Raw genomic sequence first — 17,932 nt, forward strand, 5'->3', positions numbered from 1 at the left:
CGTTTTTTTGCTATTATTGAATAGGAGAAAACAAAAAGGAGCGAGTCAAATGTCAAAAGTTTTAGTTTTTGGTCATCAAAATCCTGATACAGATGCAATTGGAGCAGCGATTGCATTTTCATATTTGCAAAATCAATTAGGAGTAAACGCTGAGCCTGTCGCTTTAGGCACGCCAAGTGAAGAAACACAATTTGCACTAGATTACTTCAAATTAGAGGCGCCTCGAGTGATCACATCGATCAAAGAGGAACAAGCAGATGTCATGCTTGTCGATCATAATGAATTCCAACAAAGTGTGGTAGATATTGCGGAAGCTACGATTCTAGCAGTAGTTGACCATCATCGTATCGCCAACTTTGAAACAGCGAATCCATTGTATTATCGTGCTGAACCAGTGGGTTGTACAAGTACGATCATTCTAAAATTATTTAAAGAAAATCAAATTGAGATTCCGAAAGAAATCGCTGGAATCATGTTATCAGCAATCATTTCAGATACATTGTTGTTCAAATCACCAACTTCAACAGAAGCAGATCAATTGGCTGCAAAAGAGCTAGTTGAAATCTCTGGTGTAGACTTAGAAGCGTATGGTTTAGACATGTTGAAAGCAGGTACAAATCTAAGTGATAAACCAGCAGAAGTATTACTTGATCTAGATGCGAAAAGTTTCCCTATGGGTGAAGCAAGTGTTCGTATCGCTCAAGTCAATACAGTTGATCTAAATGAAGTAATGGATCGTCAAGCTGAACTTGAAACTGCTATGCAAACAGAGATCGCGACAAATGGGTATGATCTTTTTGTTCTTGTTGTAACAGACATCTTGAACAGCAACTCAGAATTATTGATTGCTGGTGAAAGAAAAGAACAAGTTGAACAAGCTTTTGGCGTGAAGTTAGAAAATAATCGCGCATTTTTACAAGGGGTCGTTTCACGTAAAAAACAAGTGGTACCTCAATTAACAGAAGTTTTCAATTAGGCAATGAGATTGGAAGAAGGGAGTGGGAGTGTAACCAGTTGGCTGGGACCTCCCGCTTTTTTCATTCAAGGTGTCACATAGAAAGCAGGTAAACAGATATGCAATATTTTTATTCTTTAGAGAACGAACGAAAACTAATTGAGCATCCGCTCTTCCAACCAATGATCGACTATTTGATCGAACAAGGCTCACAAGAGGTCATTTTACGCCAACTAAAGAAAGCATTTCCCCAAAAGAAAATGGAACACTTTCTTGATCAAATGATCGATAGTGGCTTGATCATCCGAGAAAATCGCCGTTACCGCTGTGCTTTTCCGGTCTATGACCAAGGAGATTTCCAAACAGAGATCAATCAACTGACTAAAGAATTGATCAATGAATTAATGAAACAACCGGAACACCTCAGAAATCTCTTCTTATCAGAAGAAATTTGGGATTTCTGCCATGAAACAACGTCTCCTTATTTTTATGCCACTACTTTTTCAGTTCCTACGATTGTGCGGTTGGAAGCAGGAAATGAGAACTATCGCTTTGTAACGCTCAACCAAGGAGAGAACGTGGTTTCTTTACCAACGTATTTCCATCTCCAAAAACAGCAAACCCCACTATCTGAGGAATTTCAGGCTCTAGGTCAGTTGATTGGCGATGTGAATGAAACCTATTTTTTTGACCAAATAGAAGTGATTATCGAACGAATTTGTGAAAACAAATACAAAAAACGCCGTGAGTCGATTTTTTTAGATGCCTTATTATTAGCGGGGGTTGTTGTCCAACAGGAGCAATATCAATTGCTCTTGCCTGTAACAGAGGATAGGAATGACGCATTGCTACAAAAATATAAACCTTCAACGGAAACACCGATGCAAGCCGCCTTTATTAAAGAACAAGCGTTGGTCGAAGTCATGCGGCAATTGGATTTAAAATCTTATTCTTATATCAAGAAAATATGACCTCAACAATTGTCGGGGATCCCGCCGACTAAAACCGAAAAAAGTGAGAACAGAAGGAACTACTTCGAAAAATCAGGCAGCATCCACAAAAATTAGAAAATAATTTTTGTGGATGCTGCCTGATTTCACGAGACTTAACACTCCTGTCCAGATCTCATTGGGATCATGCTGCTTTACGAAAATGCCGCATCATATAAGCCAAATTCCCAATAAACAAGATATCTAGAATATTACTAGTGATTTGGATATTGGCAGAATTAATCGATGGCGCAAAGGCTAGGATGAATAGTGCTACGAGACTATAGCAAAAACAGAAAAAGGTGCTGGTTTGTATGACCATTGGCATTCTTAATTGCTTGGTGATCAATGAAAAAATAAAGAAAGTAAATATCGTTAAAATCACAACTAAACCGTTAATAATGAAGAAAAAAAGTGAATCTTGATTAACCGTATAGAGCATAGCTGTTAAAAGGTTCAGTGATTTCAGTATCACGAAAATAACATTTACTTCATTAAATGTATTCATCTTTTTTTTAGCAAAATAGGCGGCGAAACATAACGAGAAGATAAGGCCGCAGAAAGTAGAAAGAATCAAGAATGTTGGGTTGTCAGTCGATTGGTTCAGCTCGGAATGGTCAAGCAATAACCAGCCAAATGAATTGCATGGGATGCTTGAAGTCTTAAAATAAGCATAAAAGAAAAAAAGTAAAGCATTCAAAACGGCAAAAACAGATCCCCAATGTAGATAGGTCGTTGTTTTTTGTTGTATTTCCATAAGTACTCCCATAAATTTAATGATATACAATATAATAACAAAATGATGAGGAATTGTCGATGGTTTTTAATAAAACAAATAAATAGACGATGGTCGGATGAAAAAATTTCATCGGATCATCGTCTATTTTGTGAATATTCATTTCACATTACTTCGACGTTTGCGCACTTTCTTTGTCCAGAATCCGCCAGAAATATATTTTGGTTCGTAGGAGATAATAAAAGCGCGTTCTTCAACTTCTTTGATCAAGCGATAAAGCTCACGTTCACTTTTGCGTGGAGATAAAATCTCTAGAACTAACCGTTCACCTTCTAAACCAGTTGCTGACGTTTGAGTCACTCCAAACCCATTTTGTCGAAGAATGATCGGTAAATTTTTATCCTCTGAAGTATTTGCTGGTAGGATCGTCGTTACCATGATATATCCTAGTGCTAATTTATCCTCAATGGCAATCCCAACACTGATACCAACAGCATAGCCTAACGCATAAACGAACAAATTCAATGGATTATCTAAGCGGTCTAAAACCAGCGATAAACCAACGATATAAATAGTGATCTCAACCATACTAACTAATGGAGCGATGTAGCGATAGCCTTTCATGGTCAACATAAAGCGTAGGGTATTTAATGTGATGTAAGCGAAATTGATGAAAAAGATCATCGCTAACATTTTTGGATCGAACATAATAAGAACTCCTTTCAGTAGCGTCTATGTTCATCATATCAGAAATAATGCGATTGAAGAAAAGAATAAACGTTTATTACTTTAAAAAAATGATAAAATGATTATAATAGAATTATAAAGAGAGTCAGGTGAGCGCGATGAAGCGAATGAACAGGGTCATTGGAGTCAGTCATATATGTAGTATTTTTCTTAGTATGTATTTAGGGACCCATGCGATCCAACAACCCATTGAAGCGAATTCCTTGTTATTCCCAATCTCACTAACTGATGGGGTAATATTAAGTATTTTTCTTTTTCTAATGGTGTTTATTGGTAATATTTTTGGTAGTGTGGCTAGCTTCTTTAAAATGTCGATTTCCCCAGCCTTATCCATAGGATTAGGAACCATAGGAATATTCGCCATGTTATTCTTTGTTAAAAGAATGGATTTTTATACTATTACATTTGGGCTACTATGCCTTGTACAAGTCATGCTAAGTTTATGGTTGTCTTTACGGTCAACCAATCTAATGAAAATCAGGTGAATCAATCAGTGAATCCAATTATTTTGAAACGAACCATCAAAAACATACCCGTATTAGAAGTTGTCCAAAAAGAGTTGAAGACAGAGAAAATCCCAGTAGTGATCTACTATCATGGTTGGCAGACAAGCAAGGAGCTTGTATTGACTCAAGGTAGAAAAATGGCTAAAAAAGGGATGCGAGTTTTGCTTCCAGATGCGATGAACCATGGCGAGCGTAAACAACCCGTTTCAAAAATTCCTTCCTTTACTTTTTGGAGTAGTATCTACGGGAATCTATTCGAGTTTGATACATTGATCGAACATCTAAAAAAACGTGAACTTCTTTCAGATAAATTAGCTGTGGGTGGTGTGTCAATGGGTGGAATGACCACTTGTGCATTGCTAGCCAAACACCCAGAAATCACTGGCGGAATTTGTTTGATGGGATCACCATCACCACTTGAATATGGTGAAGAAATCTCACGTAGAGCACAAGAATTCCAGTACAAGTTGCCCGTTGACTACTTTGATTTGATTTCTTGGGTTAACCAATATGATCTATCTTTACAACCAGAAAAATTAGCAGGTCGTCCTTTATTTTTCTGGCATGGTGAAAAAGATGAAAAGATTCCTTTTCGACAAGTGTCTAAATTTGTCAAAAAAAACCAAGATAAGTCTTATGGTAAGGGAATCGTCTTTCGTGCTTCTTCGGAAAAACGTCATATGGTTGAAGTCCCATTGATGGATGAAGCAGCGGATTTTTTGAGCCAAATGATGGCTGTGTCTATATAGTAAGTAAGAGGACTAAATAGATAAAACGTCTATCAAAGAGAAATTTTTTTCTTTGATAGATTTTTTTTTCAGAACTACTTCAGAGTTGCTCTTTTTTAGCACAAATCTTTGCTATAATGACTATAGTTATGGAATTAGGCATGGAAGGGGAGATTTTATGCCAACATTGGCAGATGTAGCTAAACGAGCAAATGTCTCGAAAATGACGGTTTCTCGGGTGATCAATCATCCAGAACAAGTCACTGATGAGCTAAAGGAACTAGTTTTTACAGCCATGGCTGAATTGGATTATCGTCCAAATATTGCAGCAAAAGCGTTAGTTTCGAACCGTTCACAGATCATCAAGTTGTTTATTCTTGAGGAAATCGATACCACGGAACCCTATTATATGAATCTACTCATGGGAATTGCTAAAAGGATTGGTAAAGAGCACTATTCCTTGCAATTAGTGACCAACGATGCTTTTGACGTCGGCTCCTGCGATGGTTATATCATCACTGGCGTGCGTCAAAGAGATTTTGATTGGATCAATCGTCTAGAAAAGCCAGTCGTGTTATTTGGTGAAAATCGTATGGGCTATGATTATGTTGATAGCGATAATCAATATGGGACCGCCAAAGCGACACAATATGCCTTAGAAGTTGGTTATCAAACGGTTGTTTATATCGGCATTGATGAAGCAGAACCTTTTGAACTATCTAGAGAAGCGGGCTATCTAAAAGTGATGGAAGAGGCTGGGCTAACTCCGAAAATGCTGCGTTTTGATAATCATTCCACCACACCAGAAAAATATATCACGGAACATTGGGACGAATTTTCAGATAAAACGTGTTTTGTTTGCAGTTCTGATCGTTTAGCGCTTGGTATCGTTCGTGGCATCACACAAGTTGGCGGACAGTTACCCGATCAATTTGGCGTTATTGGTTTCGATGGCGTATTTCTTGATCAAATCAGTTCCCCAAAACTGACTACCGTTAAACAAGACATCATTCGTATGGGGGAAGTGTGCGGCGAAATGCTATTAAAGAAAATTACTGAAAAAGGAGCAAGCCAAGGATACCGTAACTTTTTCCCAGAATTGATCATTCGTGAAACGACAAGAAAGTTAAATAAGACTAACGCTTAGCTATAGAAAATAGACGATTTGTGCTATTATAAGAGAAAGTCCACTTAAAAAGGATGGTTTACATGACAGAAATCAAACGAAAACATTTTCGCTTTCCTGCATACGATGATCACATAGGTGTAAAGTTAAAAAATGAAAATAGGCGTGTGCTGTTTGACGGACAAGATGATCTGATGACCGATACAAGCGACAAACCATTGTTCGAGCAAATCAATGAATTTCATTTTGAGGATTATTCAAAAAATGAAAAAAATCCTCATTCGACAGTCAATGTTCGGCATGCTTCAACACAAAAAGCAAATCTAGCAAAACATAAACAAAATTTGCCAGACTATAGGCAGAGTAAAAAAACACAAACCAAACGAAACAGTCAGACGAATTTTGGCTATAATCGTCATGCCAGCCCTTCAGAGCAAAGACCAACACAAGAAAAAACAAGCCAATCACGAAGTGTATTCAATAGTTCGGGAAGAGAACGTTCTTATTTTGTACCTAAGTACGTACCAGCTTCGATCATTCCTGATCCGAAGAAAAATAAAATCTCTGAAGAAGAATTGCTCGCTTCGATCAAAAAAGAAAAGAATGCGTATCTTTTATTTGAAACAGAAAATACACCCTATGATGGAAAACAAGGTGTAACAATGAACCAAGAGAAAAGTTCAAGTAAGAAAACTCATGGAGTATTAGATCGTTCGTTGGAAGGCCTGATCAATGACCAAGGTAATTCCTTGAAAGGCAATGGTTATTTCCAATAAGTAGTGACTGCTCAAGTATGAGAAAAAGTTGTTCCTTCAAACATTCAGACACATAAGAAACAAGCAGGACTTGTGAAAAAATGTCTGGATGTTGGAGCGGAACAGCTTTTTTTTGACCGACTATATTATTGCAGTAGAAAGGAACAGGAAAATGATAAATAGACCCTCATCAATGAAAAGGTTTGGTTTTACTTATGAGACCCCTTATCCACAATTGATTGAAGAAGATACTATGGTACCAAAACCTGGCGAACACGACTTATTGATCGAAGTTGTAGCACTTTCGATCAATCCTATAGATACGAAGCGAAGAGAAATCGTCAAAGAAGAAACATTCACTGTGCTCGGCTATGATAGTGTGGGTTATGTACGGGAAATGGGCGCGGCTGTAAAGGGGTTCGAGCTGAATGACCGTGTCTATTATGCAGGAACGACTCAACGTGAAGGGAGTCAACAAGAGTATCAAATCGTTGATGCACGGATCGCTGCAAAGGCTCCTAAGAATCTTAGCGACGAAGCTGCTGCAGGGATTCCATTGACTGCACTCACTGCCTATGAATTGCTATTTGAAAATTTTCAGTTAGTTCCTCAAGAAAAAGCAAATGAAGGGAAAGAGCTTTTGGTGATCAATGGAGGAGGTGGCGTTGGTTCGATCATGACGCAACTAGCGAAGTGGACGGGTATGAAAGTTTATGCAACTGCTAGTCCGCACAATTTTGGATGGCTTGAAAAAAATGGCGTAGATGTTCCGATAGATTACCATCATTCTCTTTATGACCAATTAAAACAAGCTGGGAGCGATGGTGTTGACTATATCGCAGTGTTGTATGATATTGAATCCTATCTACCAGAAATAAAAAAAATCATTCAACCTTTAGGGCATATCGGAATGATCGTCAATACAAAAGCGAAAATCGATTGGAATGAATATAAAAATGATTCAATCAGCTTCCATTGGGAGTATGTTTTCACGAAAACAGATCATAATAAAGAAATCGCAACACAAGGCGCAATCCTAGAGACATTGACAAAGTTATTTGAAGAAAATAAACTTCATAGCCACGTAACCACTGTTTACTCAGATGGTATCAGCCGAGCTTCACTTGAACAAGCGATGAAGTTGGTGAAGGAAGGTAGCCAGCAAGGCAAAGTCGTTTTGTCAGGTGGGTTCAAATCCACCGGTGGAAAAATGGCTCGATAAGACAAGTAGTAAGAATGACTATAAAAAAGCAACTGTGGCTGGAACATGGTTTCTCTCGCACTATCTAAAACCAGATAAACGGCGAGAAATAAACACTTCTGTTCCGACCTCAGTTGCTTTTTATGGTAAGAGTTCAATCTATATATGAATCTTCCACAGGTTCTAATTGATTGACTGTTGGGGATGGAGCTGTGATTTTTTTGAAAGGATTAGCGAAGCGGAAGTACTTCACTTTATTCAATGTATAAGATAAAATTGAGCAACTCAAAAGAGTATAGGCAAAATGCGTAAAATCCAAATACAACAAAGACACAACTAAAATCCCAAACGTGATAACAAATAGACTTTTCCCGATATTCACATGATAATATTTTTCAATTGCTTGATAAACGATATCGGTTCCGCCAGTGCTGCCCCCAAAACGAAAAACTAAGCCACAACCGATTCCCGAAAGAATGCCAGTCATTAGACTATTCACTAAAAGATTTCCAACAGCAAAGTGGACATTTAAATTTTCCCATACATGCAAGAAGAAGACCAGAGAAAATGTTCCGACGATCGTTCGAATAAATGCATGTTTTCCAAAAATAAACAAGGAAATCAGCAATAAAGGTAAATTTATGATCAGTGAGGTGATGGAAGGCGCAAAGCCAAATAAATGATTAAGTAAAAGAGCAATTCCTGTGACACCACCGTCAGCTAATTTTGAAGGGAGATTGATTCCGGTTACCGCTAATCCATAAAGAGCAGCCCCAAAAATAATTCCACATAAGTCTAATAAAAATTTTACTTGTTTCATCTCTAACCTCTTTTCTTTTTGAAAATTTTCAGCAATCTTTATATTACACTGAACGGCTCTATAAATTCAATAGGTAAATAGAAAAAAATATACATAATGAAGTGTATTTAATTTCGGTCAATCATTCCTTGTAAAACAATCTTTTAAATCAAAAATGATTCTATGTAAAAATATGTATTGCATAATTTAGGGATAAAAAAATAGTGAATAAAATAGTGTGATAAATAAAAAAATGTATTTAAATATAAAAAAACATAAATTATTTTATTAAATTTAACGATTATGATGTTAAAACAACCGATTTTTACTTTTTTGGTCACTGACACACAACTTAAAGTATAATAATTATTGAACAAGCCAGTAAACAAGTATCTCCCCCACGAGATTTTAAAAGTTACTGGCTGTTTTTTTTGTTCAAAATTCCAACTTCTACTTTACAACGGGAACAATTGTTCGTATAATGAAAGAGCGAACAATCGTTCGGTATAAAATAATAGAGGTGATCAGAGATGCAATCAATGAGACGTTTTGGTGCGATGTTGTTGATTTTATTTTTTGGAATTATTATAGGTAATTATGGGTTACAAACAGCATTATTGATTTTTTTACCTTCGTTTGTATTATGGTTTGTGATGTGGGATGAAAAAAAATATCGACAAAATGAACGAAAACGCAGGTATGAAGAAACCTTCTATCAACATAGAGCTACGTACGATTCAAAATAACTAAATACAAAAACAAAACTTGCAATCACTTCTCACCATCTAGTCGATTGCAAGTTTTTTTTAAAACAACTTAGTTGGGGATTTACTTCGCTATGTTTATACTTAAAGGAGAACAGAAAGGAAGGTCATATGAATACGTTTATCGAAACGCTCAGTGAGAGAAAAGAAGAGTTATTCGCAGCAACATTTCAGCACTTATCTATTTCATTGATTGCATTATTGATTGCCGCAGTGATTGCGATCCCGCTTGCTATTTGGGCAGTCAACCACAAAAGAATGGCAGAATTTTTGTTACAAGTAACGAGTGTGCTGCAAACCATTCCCTCACTTGCACTTTTAGGATTATTGATTCCATTTGTAGGGATTGGCACTTTACCGGCATTGATTGCCTTGATCTTATACGCCTTATTACCGATATTTCAAAGCACTTATATAGGATTAGCAGAAATCGATCCATCAATTGAAGAAGCAGCAGTTGCTTTTGGGATGTCTCGTTTTCGAAGATTGATCAAAGTAGAGTTACCCATCGCGCTGCCTGTCATTATCTCAGGTATCCGCACTGCGTTAGTATTGATCATTGGTACAGCAACATTAGCAGCCTTGATCGGTGCTGGCGGGCTAGGAACATTTATCTTACTAGGAATCGATCGGAATACACCTGTTTTAACTTTGATCGGCGCAATCAGCTCCGCCTTGTTAGCTATTGTTTTCAGTAGCTTGATCCGTCTATTACAACACTTGAAACCTCGTTATACGATGATCACTTTAGGCTTGATTTTGACTTTAGTCGCAGGTGCTTCCATTTATCAAACTGGTTTCTTAAAACAAGAGAAAATCACGATTGCCGGTAAGCTTGGTGCAGAACCAGATATATTGATCCAGATGTACAAAGGATTGATTGAAGAAGAAACCGAAGCGGAAGTCGAATTAAAACCGAATTTCGGTAAAACCAGTTTTCTATTCAGCGCTTTAGAAAACAAACAAATTGATATTTATCCTGAGTTTACTGGAACAGTATTAGAGAGTCTGGTTACAGTTCCAGAATCAATCAAGGACCAAAAATTAACAAAAGAAGAAACGTATCACGAGGCCAATAGACTGTTAAATGAACAGTTCTCAATGACACTTTTAAGTCCGATGGCTTATCAAAACACATATGCTCTTGCTGTTAAACGTGACTTTGCGGATGAGCACCAAGTAAAATCAATTTCTGATTTAGCTAAAATCGAAAATCAAATCAAGGCAGGGTTCACGTTAGAATTTATCGATCGTGCAGATGGGTACAAGGGGATACAGGAACTTTATCAGTTAGATTTTCCGAGTGTCCAAAGCATGGAACCTAGTTTGCGTTACCAAGCAATAAATAATGGTGATGTCAATGTAGTTGATGCCTATTCTACCGACAGTGAACTGAAACAATACGATTTAGTCGTCCTAGAAGATGACCGAGGCTTGTTCCCTACCTACCAAGGCGCACCATTGATGAATGAAGATTTTGCCAATGATCATCCAGAAGTCGTGGCAGCTTTAGAGAAACTTAGCGGCAAAATAACGGAAGAACAGATGCAAACGATGAATTATCAAGTAAATGTCGAGAAAAAACAACCAGCTGAAGTGGCACGACAATTTTTGGTTGACCAAGGTTTAGTGAAGGAGGATAACAATTGACCGAACTGATTGAATTTAAAAACGTCCAAAAAACCTTTAATGACAAGTATGCAATTAGACAATTAGACCTTTCAATCAATGAGGGAGAGATCTTTGTATTGGTAGGTCCTTCGGGAAGTGGAAAGACAACTTCACTAAAAATGATCAATGGACTCTCATTACCAAGTGTCGGTGAGGTATATTTCAAAGGTAAATCATTAAAGGACTATAACTTGCAAAAAATGCGTTGGCAAATGGGATATGTCTTGCAACAGATTGCATTATTTCCAACGATGACTGTCAAACAGAATATCGAAGTGATCCCTGAAATGTTAGGCTGGGAAAAACAGAAACGATCCGAGACTTCGGATCAGTTACTGACAAAAGTTGGTTTAGATCCTGATGTCTATCGTGATCGAATGCCACAAGAATTGTCTGGAGGAGAACAACAGCGTGTAGGGATCATTCGGGCGTTAGCAGCCAATCCTGAAGTGATCTTGATGGATGAGCCTTTCAGTGCGTTGGACCCTCTATCAAGAACTTCCTTGCAGGAGCTTGTTTTATCACTTCATAAAGAATTAGGTACGACGATTGTTTTTGTTACCCATAATATGGAAGAAGCAATTAAACTAGGGGATCGCATCGCTGTGATGAAAGAAGGGGCATTGATCCAATGTGATACACCAGAACAATTATTGATGCATCCTAAGAATGACTTTGTACGTAGTTTCTTCGAGGAATCGATCCAAGAAAAAGATCAGACAGTTGAACAACTTGTACTTGCTGGCTTTTTTGAGAAAGAGATCACTGAACAACGAAGAGTGGTTCAGCTTGATACACCACTAAAACAATTATTTGCTCAACTAGAAGCAGTCGAAACAGTCAACATCTATAAACAAGAAATTCCGATTGGATCGATCTCCAGAGAAAATGTCTTTGCATTTCTAAGTGGGAAACAGAGTTGATTTGGATGTTTTAGACAGGTGAACAATGACTTGTTTAGATAACTAGACACAAAGAAGTAGTGGTTCAATAAAAGTTATTTAAAAAAATATTAGAATAACAAATAAAGAAATGATTGAATAAAGGCGTTGATTTTCGGATGCTTTTATTCGATCATTTATTATTACGAATATTATTTAACGGTAAATTAAAAATATCTCATGTTATCTTCATTTTTCTTGTAGACATAAGACGATTTATATTTTAAAATTATGATTAAGTAATAGTACATATAAGAAAAAAATGAAAAAATCACAGACGGGGTGTTATTTTTTTTGTTTATTACTGTGCTTTTTTATTAGATTTGGGGGAGTAAAATGAAAGGAATATTAAATAAACAAAGTACAAGGCAATTAGCATTATTAGAATTACTGTGGGAAAATGAATGGTTGACCGTATCGAAAATTGTCCAAGTCATCGGGGGAGTCGAAAAGACGATACGAACGGATATCAAACATTTAAATGAAATAATCAAACCGCTTAAAATTGAAACATCTTTTAAACACGGGGTTTTCTTGGATAAAACACTTGGGGTCTCAAAAACACATCTTTATTCTTTGTTTTTGCAAAACTGCATCGAATGTCAGATCATCGAAGAAATTTTTATCAATCCGAAGCTTTCTAAAGGAGAGTTATGTGATTGCTTGTTTATCTCAGAGACACAGTTGAACCGCTTGTTGGCCAAGCTAAATTCAGTTTTAGAAAAATTTTCAATACAAATCAGTCATGAATTGACGATTGAAGGTTCAGAGATAAATATTCGTAAATTATTTGCTAGTTTGATGTATGAAAAATATCTTTCTGCGGAACCGCTTCTTTTAAAAGAAGAGTTTGACCTGATCGATCGATTGATCCAATGTTTTTATGAGGAAAACATAACGATCATTGAAGCGAATGACCAACATCATTTTTTATTAAATAAAATACATTTAAAAGTACTAGCTGCGCTATATCGATGCAAGCAAGGCGCTTTTATAGAAAAAAAAGCAACTGTTTTTAACTACAAAACCATTTTGAATGACGAAGAATTAAAACGTAGATGTAAAGAATCTTTTGAAATTGAACTGAATGAAGACATATTATACAATTTATTTGCCAACTATTGCGAACCTTTTAAAGTGACCGGAGCTTGCCAACAGTTTGGTATGTTTCAATCATCCTTACATAGTAAAATTGAACGACTGATCAAAGATTTATCTCAACGATTTAATATCGAGTGTTCCCATAGTGATACATTGATTGCTGACATTTTATGGAGTAGTTTTCGAATCACTGGCCCGACTTTCATATTGAACAATGTGATTGAAGAATTTGTTTTAGAATTAATGGGTGAAAATCAAACAATCATGTTTGAATTAAGAGAGTGTTTTGCAGAAATATATGAAGAACTTGAACTTAAACCGTTTGATAAGAAAAATATGGTGTATCAATCGATCTATAGTTTGGTTACACAGTGGTCTGATTTTAGGATCGAGATGAAAAAGACCCATCAGATCAAGGCTGCATTGATCTTGGATGTTCCCATTGGTCATTTGCGTATGTTGAAGGAAGAAATCGAAATGCATTTCAGAAGTACGTACTCCGTTGATATCTTGTCACCATTTGATCTGTTCAGCCAAGTAAAATTAGAAAAATATGACTGTGTGTTGACAGATGTTTGTACAATCCGAGGGTCTATCGAACAACCGAGGGTGATTGGCATCCCACATTATTTCGATAATGAGTTCATTCACAAATTACATACTTTTATTATAAACAGAAAAGAAAGTGTCAAGTTATTTAGAAAAGAACTTGTGATGTAATCTGTTTAATAATCCAATTTATTAGATATGCCTATACTGGTATATCTTTTCTTATTTTTAATTAATAAAAACGCAAAAAATCATTGCTAAACATCTGTTTTGAAAATGGTTATAAATAGAATGATCACTGAATAAATGAGAATACATTAACTTTTTAATCTATACCAATTTTTTTAATGATAGAATTATTGACATTTTCAATACATTCACCTATAAGTTCTAACGTTATTTTACCAAGCGGTCGGTAGATTGAGATTATTTTTAGATAAATCATTATGTTAAAAATAATGTAGACGTTCAATATTTTTTGTTTGGAGAGGTGGAACCGAAATGAGAGAAATCTTAGATGGACGTTTGAAACGTCAGTTGAAGATTTTGGAAATATTATGGGATACTCAGTGGATGACGACAGCTGAATTAGCCGAAATGATCGAAAGCTCAGAAAAAACAACTCGAAATGATCTTTCACAAATCAATGAGATGATTGCACCGCTGACAATTGAAACCTCCTTTAGATCAGGAGTATTGCTAAAGAAAAATATGAAAACACCAAAAGCATTCATCTATTCAAAAATTTTGAGTAAAAGTTTGGAATATACCTTACTTGAGACACTATTTTTTAGAAGAGTAAGTTCAAAAGACGATCTAAGTGATAGTTTATACATATCTGAAACACAAGTATCACGTGTTATTAATCGAATCAATCAAGTCATCAGTAAATATGAATTTCAAATCAATAATCATCTCGATATTGTAGGTAATGAAGGGAATATTAGAGATTTTTTTTCTGCTTTCTTTGCAGAAAAATATAATTTACCTGAGAATTTAATGAAAGGCGATGATCTCTCTCTGATCACGGATATCATCGAAGTATTTGTAAAAGAGAATACGATCTGGGCATTAGTCAATAATGACAATCATTTGTTTTTAGGAAATATGAAATTTCATTTATTTATTTGTTTTGTTCGTTTGAAGCAAGATTATCAGTTGATATCGAGGAATATACCGTTTATTTTCCAACATTTCGCAAATGAAACAGAACTTTTAGGACGTATCAATGAAAAGTTTGTCGTCAATTTAAGAGAAGAAAACCTCCAACAACTTTTCTATGAGTTTTATCAACCGATTCATCCGACTTTACGATTACAATATTTAAATGTCCAAGTTGATGCAGTAAATCAAAAAAATAAACTAAATCAAGTAATTGAATACTTAGAAAATAAGTTCGGTATAATTTGTGAAAATCGTGATCAATTGATTCATGATATTTATTGGACAACCATGAATATGGTAAGACCCACCTATATTTTACATAATAAGAAACGAGAATTTTTTCAAAACGTAAAAAGAGACAGTCCCACACTAGTGAAAGATTTAGAAGACCGATTTTTTGAGATTTATCAGACATTAGGATCTGCATTTCATAGTTATTTAGATGAAATGATCCATCAATCTGTCTTCAAGTTGTTGACTTCCTGGTCAGATCTATGGGTACAAGTACGGAAGCAAAAGATAAAACTCAATGTCGCCCTATTATTAGATAGTTCTTATGATCATATGTGTATGCTCAAAGAGGAAATCAAATTTTATTTTCGACATAATATCAATATAGAGATTCTTCACCCTGCGACAAAAATACAAAATGATTATTTAAAAAAGTTTGATTGTCTTCTGACAGATATATATTTCAATGACTATTTTGAAGTGCCTACTCTTGGAATTTCTAACTATTTAGATGAAGTCATCATTGATAAATTGGTCGAGTACTATCACATCAAAGTGGATGAACTTGCTGAGATTTGATCTACTATACAAAAATCAGTTGGCAATTATTTCTGTTGGTGGGAATTATTAAGAAAAGTTCAAACTGATTAGTTAAAATAATATGTTATTTATTTTTTCTTGATTTCATATGGACTCTATAATGCTATTTTATCACTGTTATATATGGGTGATTGGTCAATTATTGTAAGTCTGGTTTGTATTTGTTACTAAAATAAATAACTATATATTCTTATTTTGTTTACCAAACTGGCGGTAAAACTTGGTTTTAAAAGTGCTGGTTTTTTAAGGATAATTGTTTTGTGGGAATTGTGTCGTTTATATTAGGAGGTGAAGGGTGAGATAAAAAAGACGATGTATTACATGATAGGTGTGTTGTTGTTATGCTTTATGAGTCCAACTGTCTATCATGCTCAACAATCAGAAATACAAACAGTTCATGTCGAAGCAACGATCGGTGATTTAGGTAATAGTTCCGAAAATCAAGACGACACAGGGCAGAGTACCCAAAATGAAGAACAGCAAGCTACAGGTCCAACATCAAACAAAAGTGAAGGTTCTTCCTCTAAATTCCCACAAACTGGGGAACGTTTGACCAATGGAATTGCTTTGATCGGTTTATTGCTTACTCTTTTTTCGATAGGATCGTTTTATACATTCAATCAAAAAGAAGAACGACTACAAAAAATTTAGTGAAATAATATAGATTATTTCAGCAAGGAGAGAAATTCAATATGAAGAAGCTAAGTAATTTAGCGATTGTATCTACAATTTTATTAAGTGGTTTAGGACTTGGTTCAATAAACGTTGCTGCCAATGACTTGGGATGGATTCCTGGACAACCAGACAATACACCGGGACAAACGATCAAAGGTGATGACAAAGCAGATGTTCAAGTTTCAGGATGGATCGGAGAATGGGATCCAGTTGATCCAGAAGATAAACGCTATATCGATATCACGATCCCAACGACTGTAAGATATGCAAATGCGATGGCAGAAGACGGAACGCCTCAACCAGAGATCGTTTCCCCATTATATGCAATGACAAATAATTCAACTTCACATAGAGTGATGATCGAAGTAGATAGTTTTGCGGAGACAAGCTCAACTGGGATCACTCAAGATTTGTTCTTTACACCATTAAATGAAGCAGCGGTTCGTTTGCAAAGTGCTTCTGGACAGTTCTTGAATACTCGTACTTATTTGACAACTATTGGAACAGGACAAACAAAATCCTTGAAATTTGAAGGAGCAATCACTAGTCCTTTCCAACAGGATGTTATTGTGACACCTGCATACACGATGTCATTCCATTTTTCTGCATTAGCTAACTAATCTTAGCAAAGTTGATAAGTATTCCATTACTCAGTTTAGTAGAAAGAGCCTGAATGAAAGACTTTTCAGTTATAATTTTGAGAAAGGAGGTTGAGAAAAATGGCACATAGTAATAATATTGAAAAAAAGAATCATAGTAAAAAGAAGAGAACTTATATCTTGTTTTCTTTGCTACTTGTATGTCTTGTAGCAGGGATCGGCGGATACTTTTATTTTAATCAATCTCCTCCTCAAGTAGTGGCAGGATTGCCTGATTTAGATGATCATCTGTCAAGATTGAGTAATGAAGAGATTTTAAAAGCAATGCAAGATCAAGTAGATAAAGACAAAATGCGTATTCTTTTGAAACATGATATAGAAGTTGATAAAGAAGGAAAAGCGAGTGTCGATGTACGTAATAATGGTCAGAATGCATTCAATATCCAAGTAGAATACTATCTAGCATCAAATAATAAACAATTGTATAAATCAGGATTGATTCCTCCAAACAACCGAATAGACTCTATCCCTTTTGAGAATCTACCTGATGCTGGCAGTCATGATGTTAGAATTTTATACAATATTTATAACGAAGAAAAATTGGTCAATACAACAACGATCGATGGTAAAATCAACATTAGTTGATCGCTGATTGAAGGTAACATAAATAAAAAATGGAAGGCTCTGAAAATAGATTATCTATTTTCGAGCCTTCCAATTTTTTATTTAGCTTTTAACTCAATGATAAATTGTTCTTAGTACCAACCGTTAGCTAACCAGAAAGCTTTGGCTGCATCCCAAGAGCCATAACGAGAAGCAACATATTGTTCTGCCACTCTTTCTTGATTGGCAGCAGAATAGTCACCGTTCAAGTAAGAAGAGTCTAATTGGTAACGGCCGATATAACGTCCGTTTGTTGCTGTATAAGAACCGCTAGATTCTTTTTGTGCGATCCATTCTTTGGCATCGTTCGTACCAGTTGAAACAGCGACTTCAGTAGCTGGTGCTTGTTCTACAACTGGTGCTTGTTCTACTACAGGTGTTTCCACAACTGGCGCTGTTTCTTGAACAGGTTCTACAGGTGCTTGAGTAGCG

The 17,932-nt window shown here is 35.8% G+C and carries 19 protein-coding genes; 15 read left to right on the top strand and 4 right to left on the bottom strand.

Features of this window, described 5'->3' with window-relative positions:
* Positions 1-49: 49 nt before the first annotated feature.
* Positions 50-976 carry a manganese-dependent inorganic pyrophosphatase gene (locus tag ACH0AK_RS10030; RefSeq protein WP_019724232.1) on the top strand — a complete coding sequence of 309 codons (927 nt, stop codon included), beginning with the start codon at positions 50-52 and terminating at the stop codon, positions 974-976.
* Positions 977-1,074: 98 nt separating this feature from the next.
* Positions 1,075-1,926 carry a DUF1803 domain-containing protein gene (locus ACH0AK_RS10035; RefSeq protein WP_169058244.1) on the top strand — a complete coding sequence of 284 codons (852 nt, stop codon included), beginning with the start codon at positions 1,075-1,077 and terminating at the stop codon, positions 1,924-1,926.
* Positions 1,927-2,089: 163 nt separating this feature from the next.
* Here ACH0AK_RS10035 and ACH0AK_RS10040 read toward each other — a convergent pair whose 3' ends face one another.
* Together ACH0AK_RS10040 and ACH0AK_RS10045 are read right to left on the bottom strand one after the other, a co-directional pair.
* Positions 2,090-2,701: a hypothetical protein gene (locus ACH0AK_RS10040; protein WP_041684186.1), complete on the bottom strand. Its 612-nt coding sequence runs from the start codon at positions 2,699-2,701 to the stop codon at positions 2,090-2,092.
* A 138-nt stretch (positions 2,702-2,839) separates the two neighbouring features.
* Positions 2,840-3,388: a DUF2179 domain-containing protein gene (locus ACH0AK_RS10045; protein WP_019724126.1), complete on the bottom strand. Its 549-nt coding sequence runs from the start codon at positions 3,386-3,388 to the stop codon at positions 2,840-2,842.
* A gap of 137 nt (positions 3,389-3,525) precedes the next feature.
* Between ACH0AK_RS10045 and ACH0AK_RS10050 the strand changes: the two genes are divergently transcribed.
* The 5 genes from ACH0AK_RS10050 (at position 3,526) to ACH0AK_RS10070 (ending at position 7,764) form a co-directional block, all read left to right on the top strand.
* Positions 3,526-3,912, top strand: a complete 387-nt coding sequence (locus ACH0AK_RS10050) for a hypothetical protein (protein ID WP_041684187.1) — start codon at positions 3,526-3,528, stop codon at positions 3,910-3,912.
* Between the two features lie 8 nt (positions 3,913-3,920).
* Positions 3,921-4,682, top strand: coding sequence for an alpha/beta fold hydrolase (locus ACH0AK_RS10055; protein WP_096081472.1), 762 nt, complete (start codon positions 3,921-3,923; stop codon positions 4,680-4,682).
* A 157-nt stretch (positions 4,683-4,839) separates the two neighbouring features.
* The gene (locus ACH0AK_RS10060; protein WP_499796879.1) at positions 4,840-5,808 is read left to right on the top strand and encodes a LacI family DNA-binding transcriptional regulator; all 969 of its coding nucleotides are present in this window, start codon (positions 4,840-4,842) and stop codon (positions 5,806-5,808) included.
* A gap of 62 nt (positions 5,809-5,870) precedes the next feature.
* Complete coding sequence (locus ACH0AK_RS10065; protein ID WP_010735723.1) at positions 5,871-6,563, top strand: hypothetical protein; 693 nt, start codon at positions 5,871-5,873, stop codon at positions 6,561-6,563.
* Positions 6,564-6,717: 154 nt separating this feature from the next.
* Positions 6,718-7,764, top strand: coding sequence for a zinc-binding alcohol dehydrogenase family protein (locus tag ACH0AK_RS10070; RefSeq protein ID WP_371740689.1), 1,047 nt, complete (start codon positions 6,718-6,720; stop codon positions 7,762-7,764).
* Between the two features lie 133 nt (positions 7,765-7,897).
* Here ACH0AK_RS10070 and ACH0AK_RS10075 read toward each other — a convergent pair whose 3' ends face one another.
* Complete coding sequence (locus ACH0AK_RS10075) at positions 7,898-8,563, bottom strand: YitT family protein (RefSeq protein ID WP_010735721.1); 666 nt, start codon at positions 8,561-8,563, stop codon at positions 7,898-7,900.
* A 509-nt stretch (positions 8,564-9,072) separates the two neighbouring features.
* On the opposite strand from ACH0AK_RS10075, the gene ACH0AK_RS10080 reads away from it, so the two are divergent.
* The 8 genes from ACH0AK_RS10080 to ACH0AK_RS10115 all read left to right on the top strand — a co-directional run bounded on the left by ACH0AK_RS10080 (position 9,073) and on the right by ACH0AK_RS10115 (position 17,482).
* Positions 9,073-9,288, top strand: a complete 216-nt coding sequence (locus tag ACH0AK_RS10080; RefSeq protein ID WP_010735720.1) for a hypothetical protein — start codon at positions 9,073-9,075, stop codon at positions 9,286-9,288.
* A gap of 129 nt (positions 9,289-9,417) precedes the next feature.
* Entirely contained in the window at positions 9,418-10,956 is a 1,539-nt protein-coding gene (locus ACH0AK_RS10085; RefSeq protein WP_023519498.1) for an ABC transporter permease/substrate-binding protein, read from the top strand.
* Entirely contained in the window at positions 10,953-11,900 is a 948-nt protein-coding gene (locus tag ACH0AK_RS10090; RefSeq protein WP_137072204.1) for an ABC transporter ATP-binding protein, read from the top strand. The genes ACH0AK_RS10085 and ACH0AK_RS10090 overlap by 4 nt, the downstream gene beginning before the upstream one ends.
* A 354-nt stretch (positions 11,901-12,254) precedes the next feature.
* A complete protein-coding gene (locus ACH0AK_RS10095; RefSeq protein WP_023519500.1) occupies positions 12,255-13,739 on the top strand; it encodes an AcpB/EbpR/MafR family transcriptional regulator in 1,485 nt (494 codons plus the stop codon).
* 330 nt (positions 13,740-14,069) lie between these two features.
* Complete coding sequence (locus ACH0AK_RS10100; RefSeq protein WP_023519501.1) at positions 14,070-15,542, top strand: AcpB/EbpR/MafR family transcriptional regulator; 1,473 nt, start codon at positions 14,070-14,072, stop codon at positions 15,540-15,542.
* A gap of 333 nt (positions 15,543-15,875) precedes the next feature.
* Complete coding sequence (locus tag ACH0AK_RS10105; protein WP_041684188.1) at positions 15,876-16,214, top strand: EF2685/EF0750 family sortase-dependent surface protein; 339 nt, start codon at positions 15,876-15,878, stop codon at positions 16,212-16,214.
* Between the two features lie 41 nt (positions 16,215-16,255).
* Positions 16,256-16,858 carry a hypothetical protein gene (locus ACH0AK_RS10110; RefSeq protein WP_010735714.1) on the top strand — a complete coding sequence of 201 codons (603 nt, stop codon included), beginning with the start codon at positions 16,256-16,258 and terminating at the stop codon, positions 16,856-16,858.
* A 99-nt stretch (positions 16,859-16,957) separates the two neighbouring features.
* Positions 16,958-17,482 carry a hypothetical protein gene (locus tag ACH0AK_RS10115; protein ID WP_137072209.1) on the top strand — a complete coding sequence of 175 codons (525 nt, stop codon included), beginning with the start codon at positions 16,958-16,960 and terminating at the stop codon, positions 17,480-17,482.
* Positions 17,483-17,592: 110 nt separating this feature from the next.
* On the opposite strand, the gene apf is transcribed toward ACH0AK_RS10115, so the two are convergent.
* Positions 17,593-17,932 (bottom strand): aggregation-promoting factor (gene apf / locus ACH0AK_RS10120; protein ID WP_499796880.1); only part of this gene is annotated, 340 nt, incomplete at its 5' end.

The organism is Enterococcus pernyi, assembly GCF_045371165.1.
In the GTDB taxonomy this organism is placed as follows: Bacteria; Bacillota; Bacilli; order Lactobacillales; family Enterococcaceae; genus Enterococcus_B; species Enterococcus_B pernyi.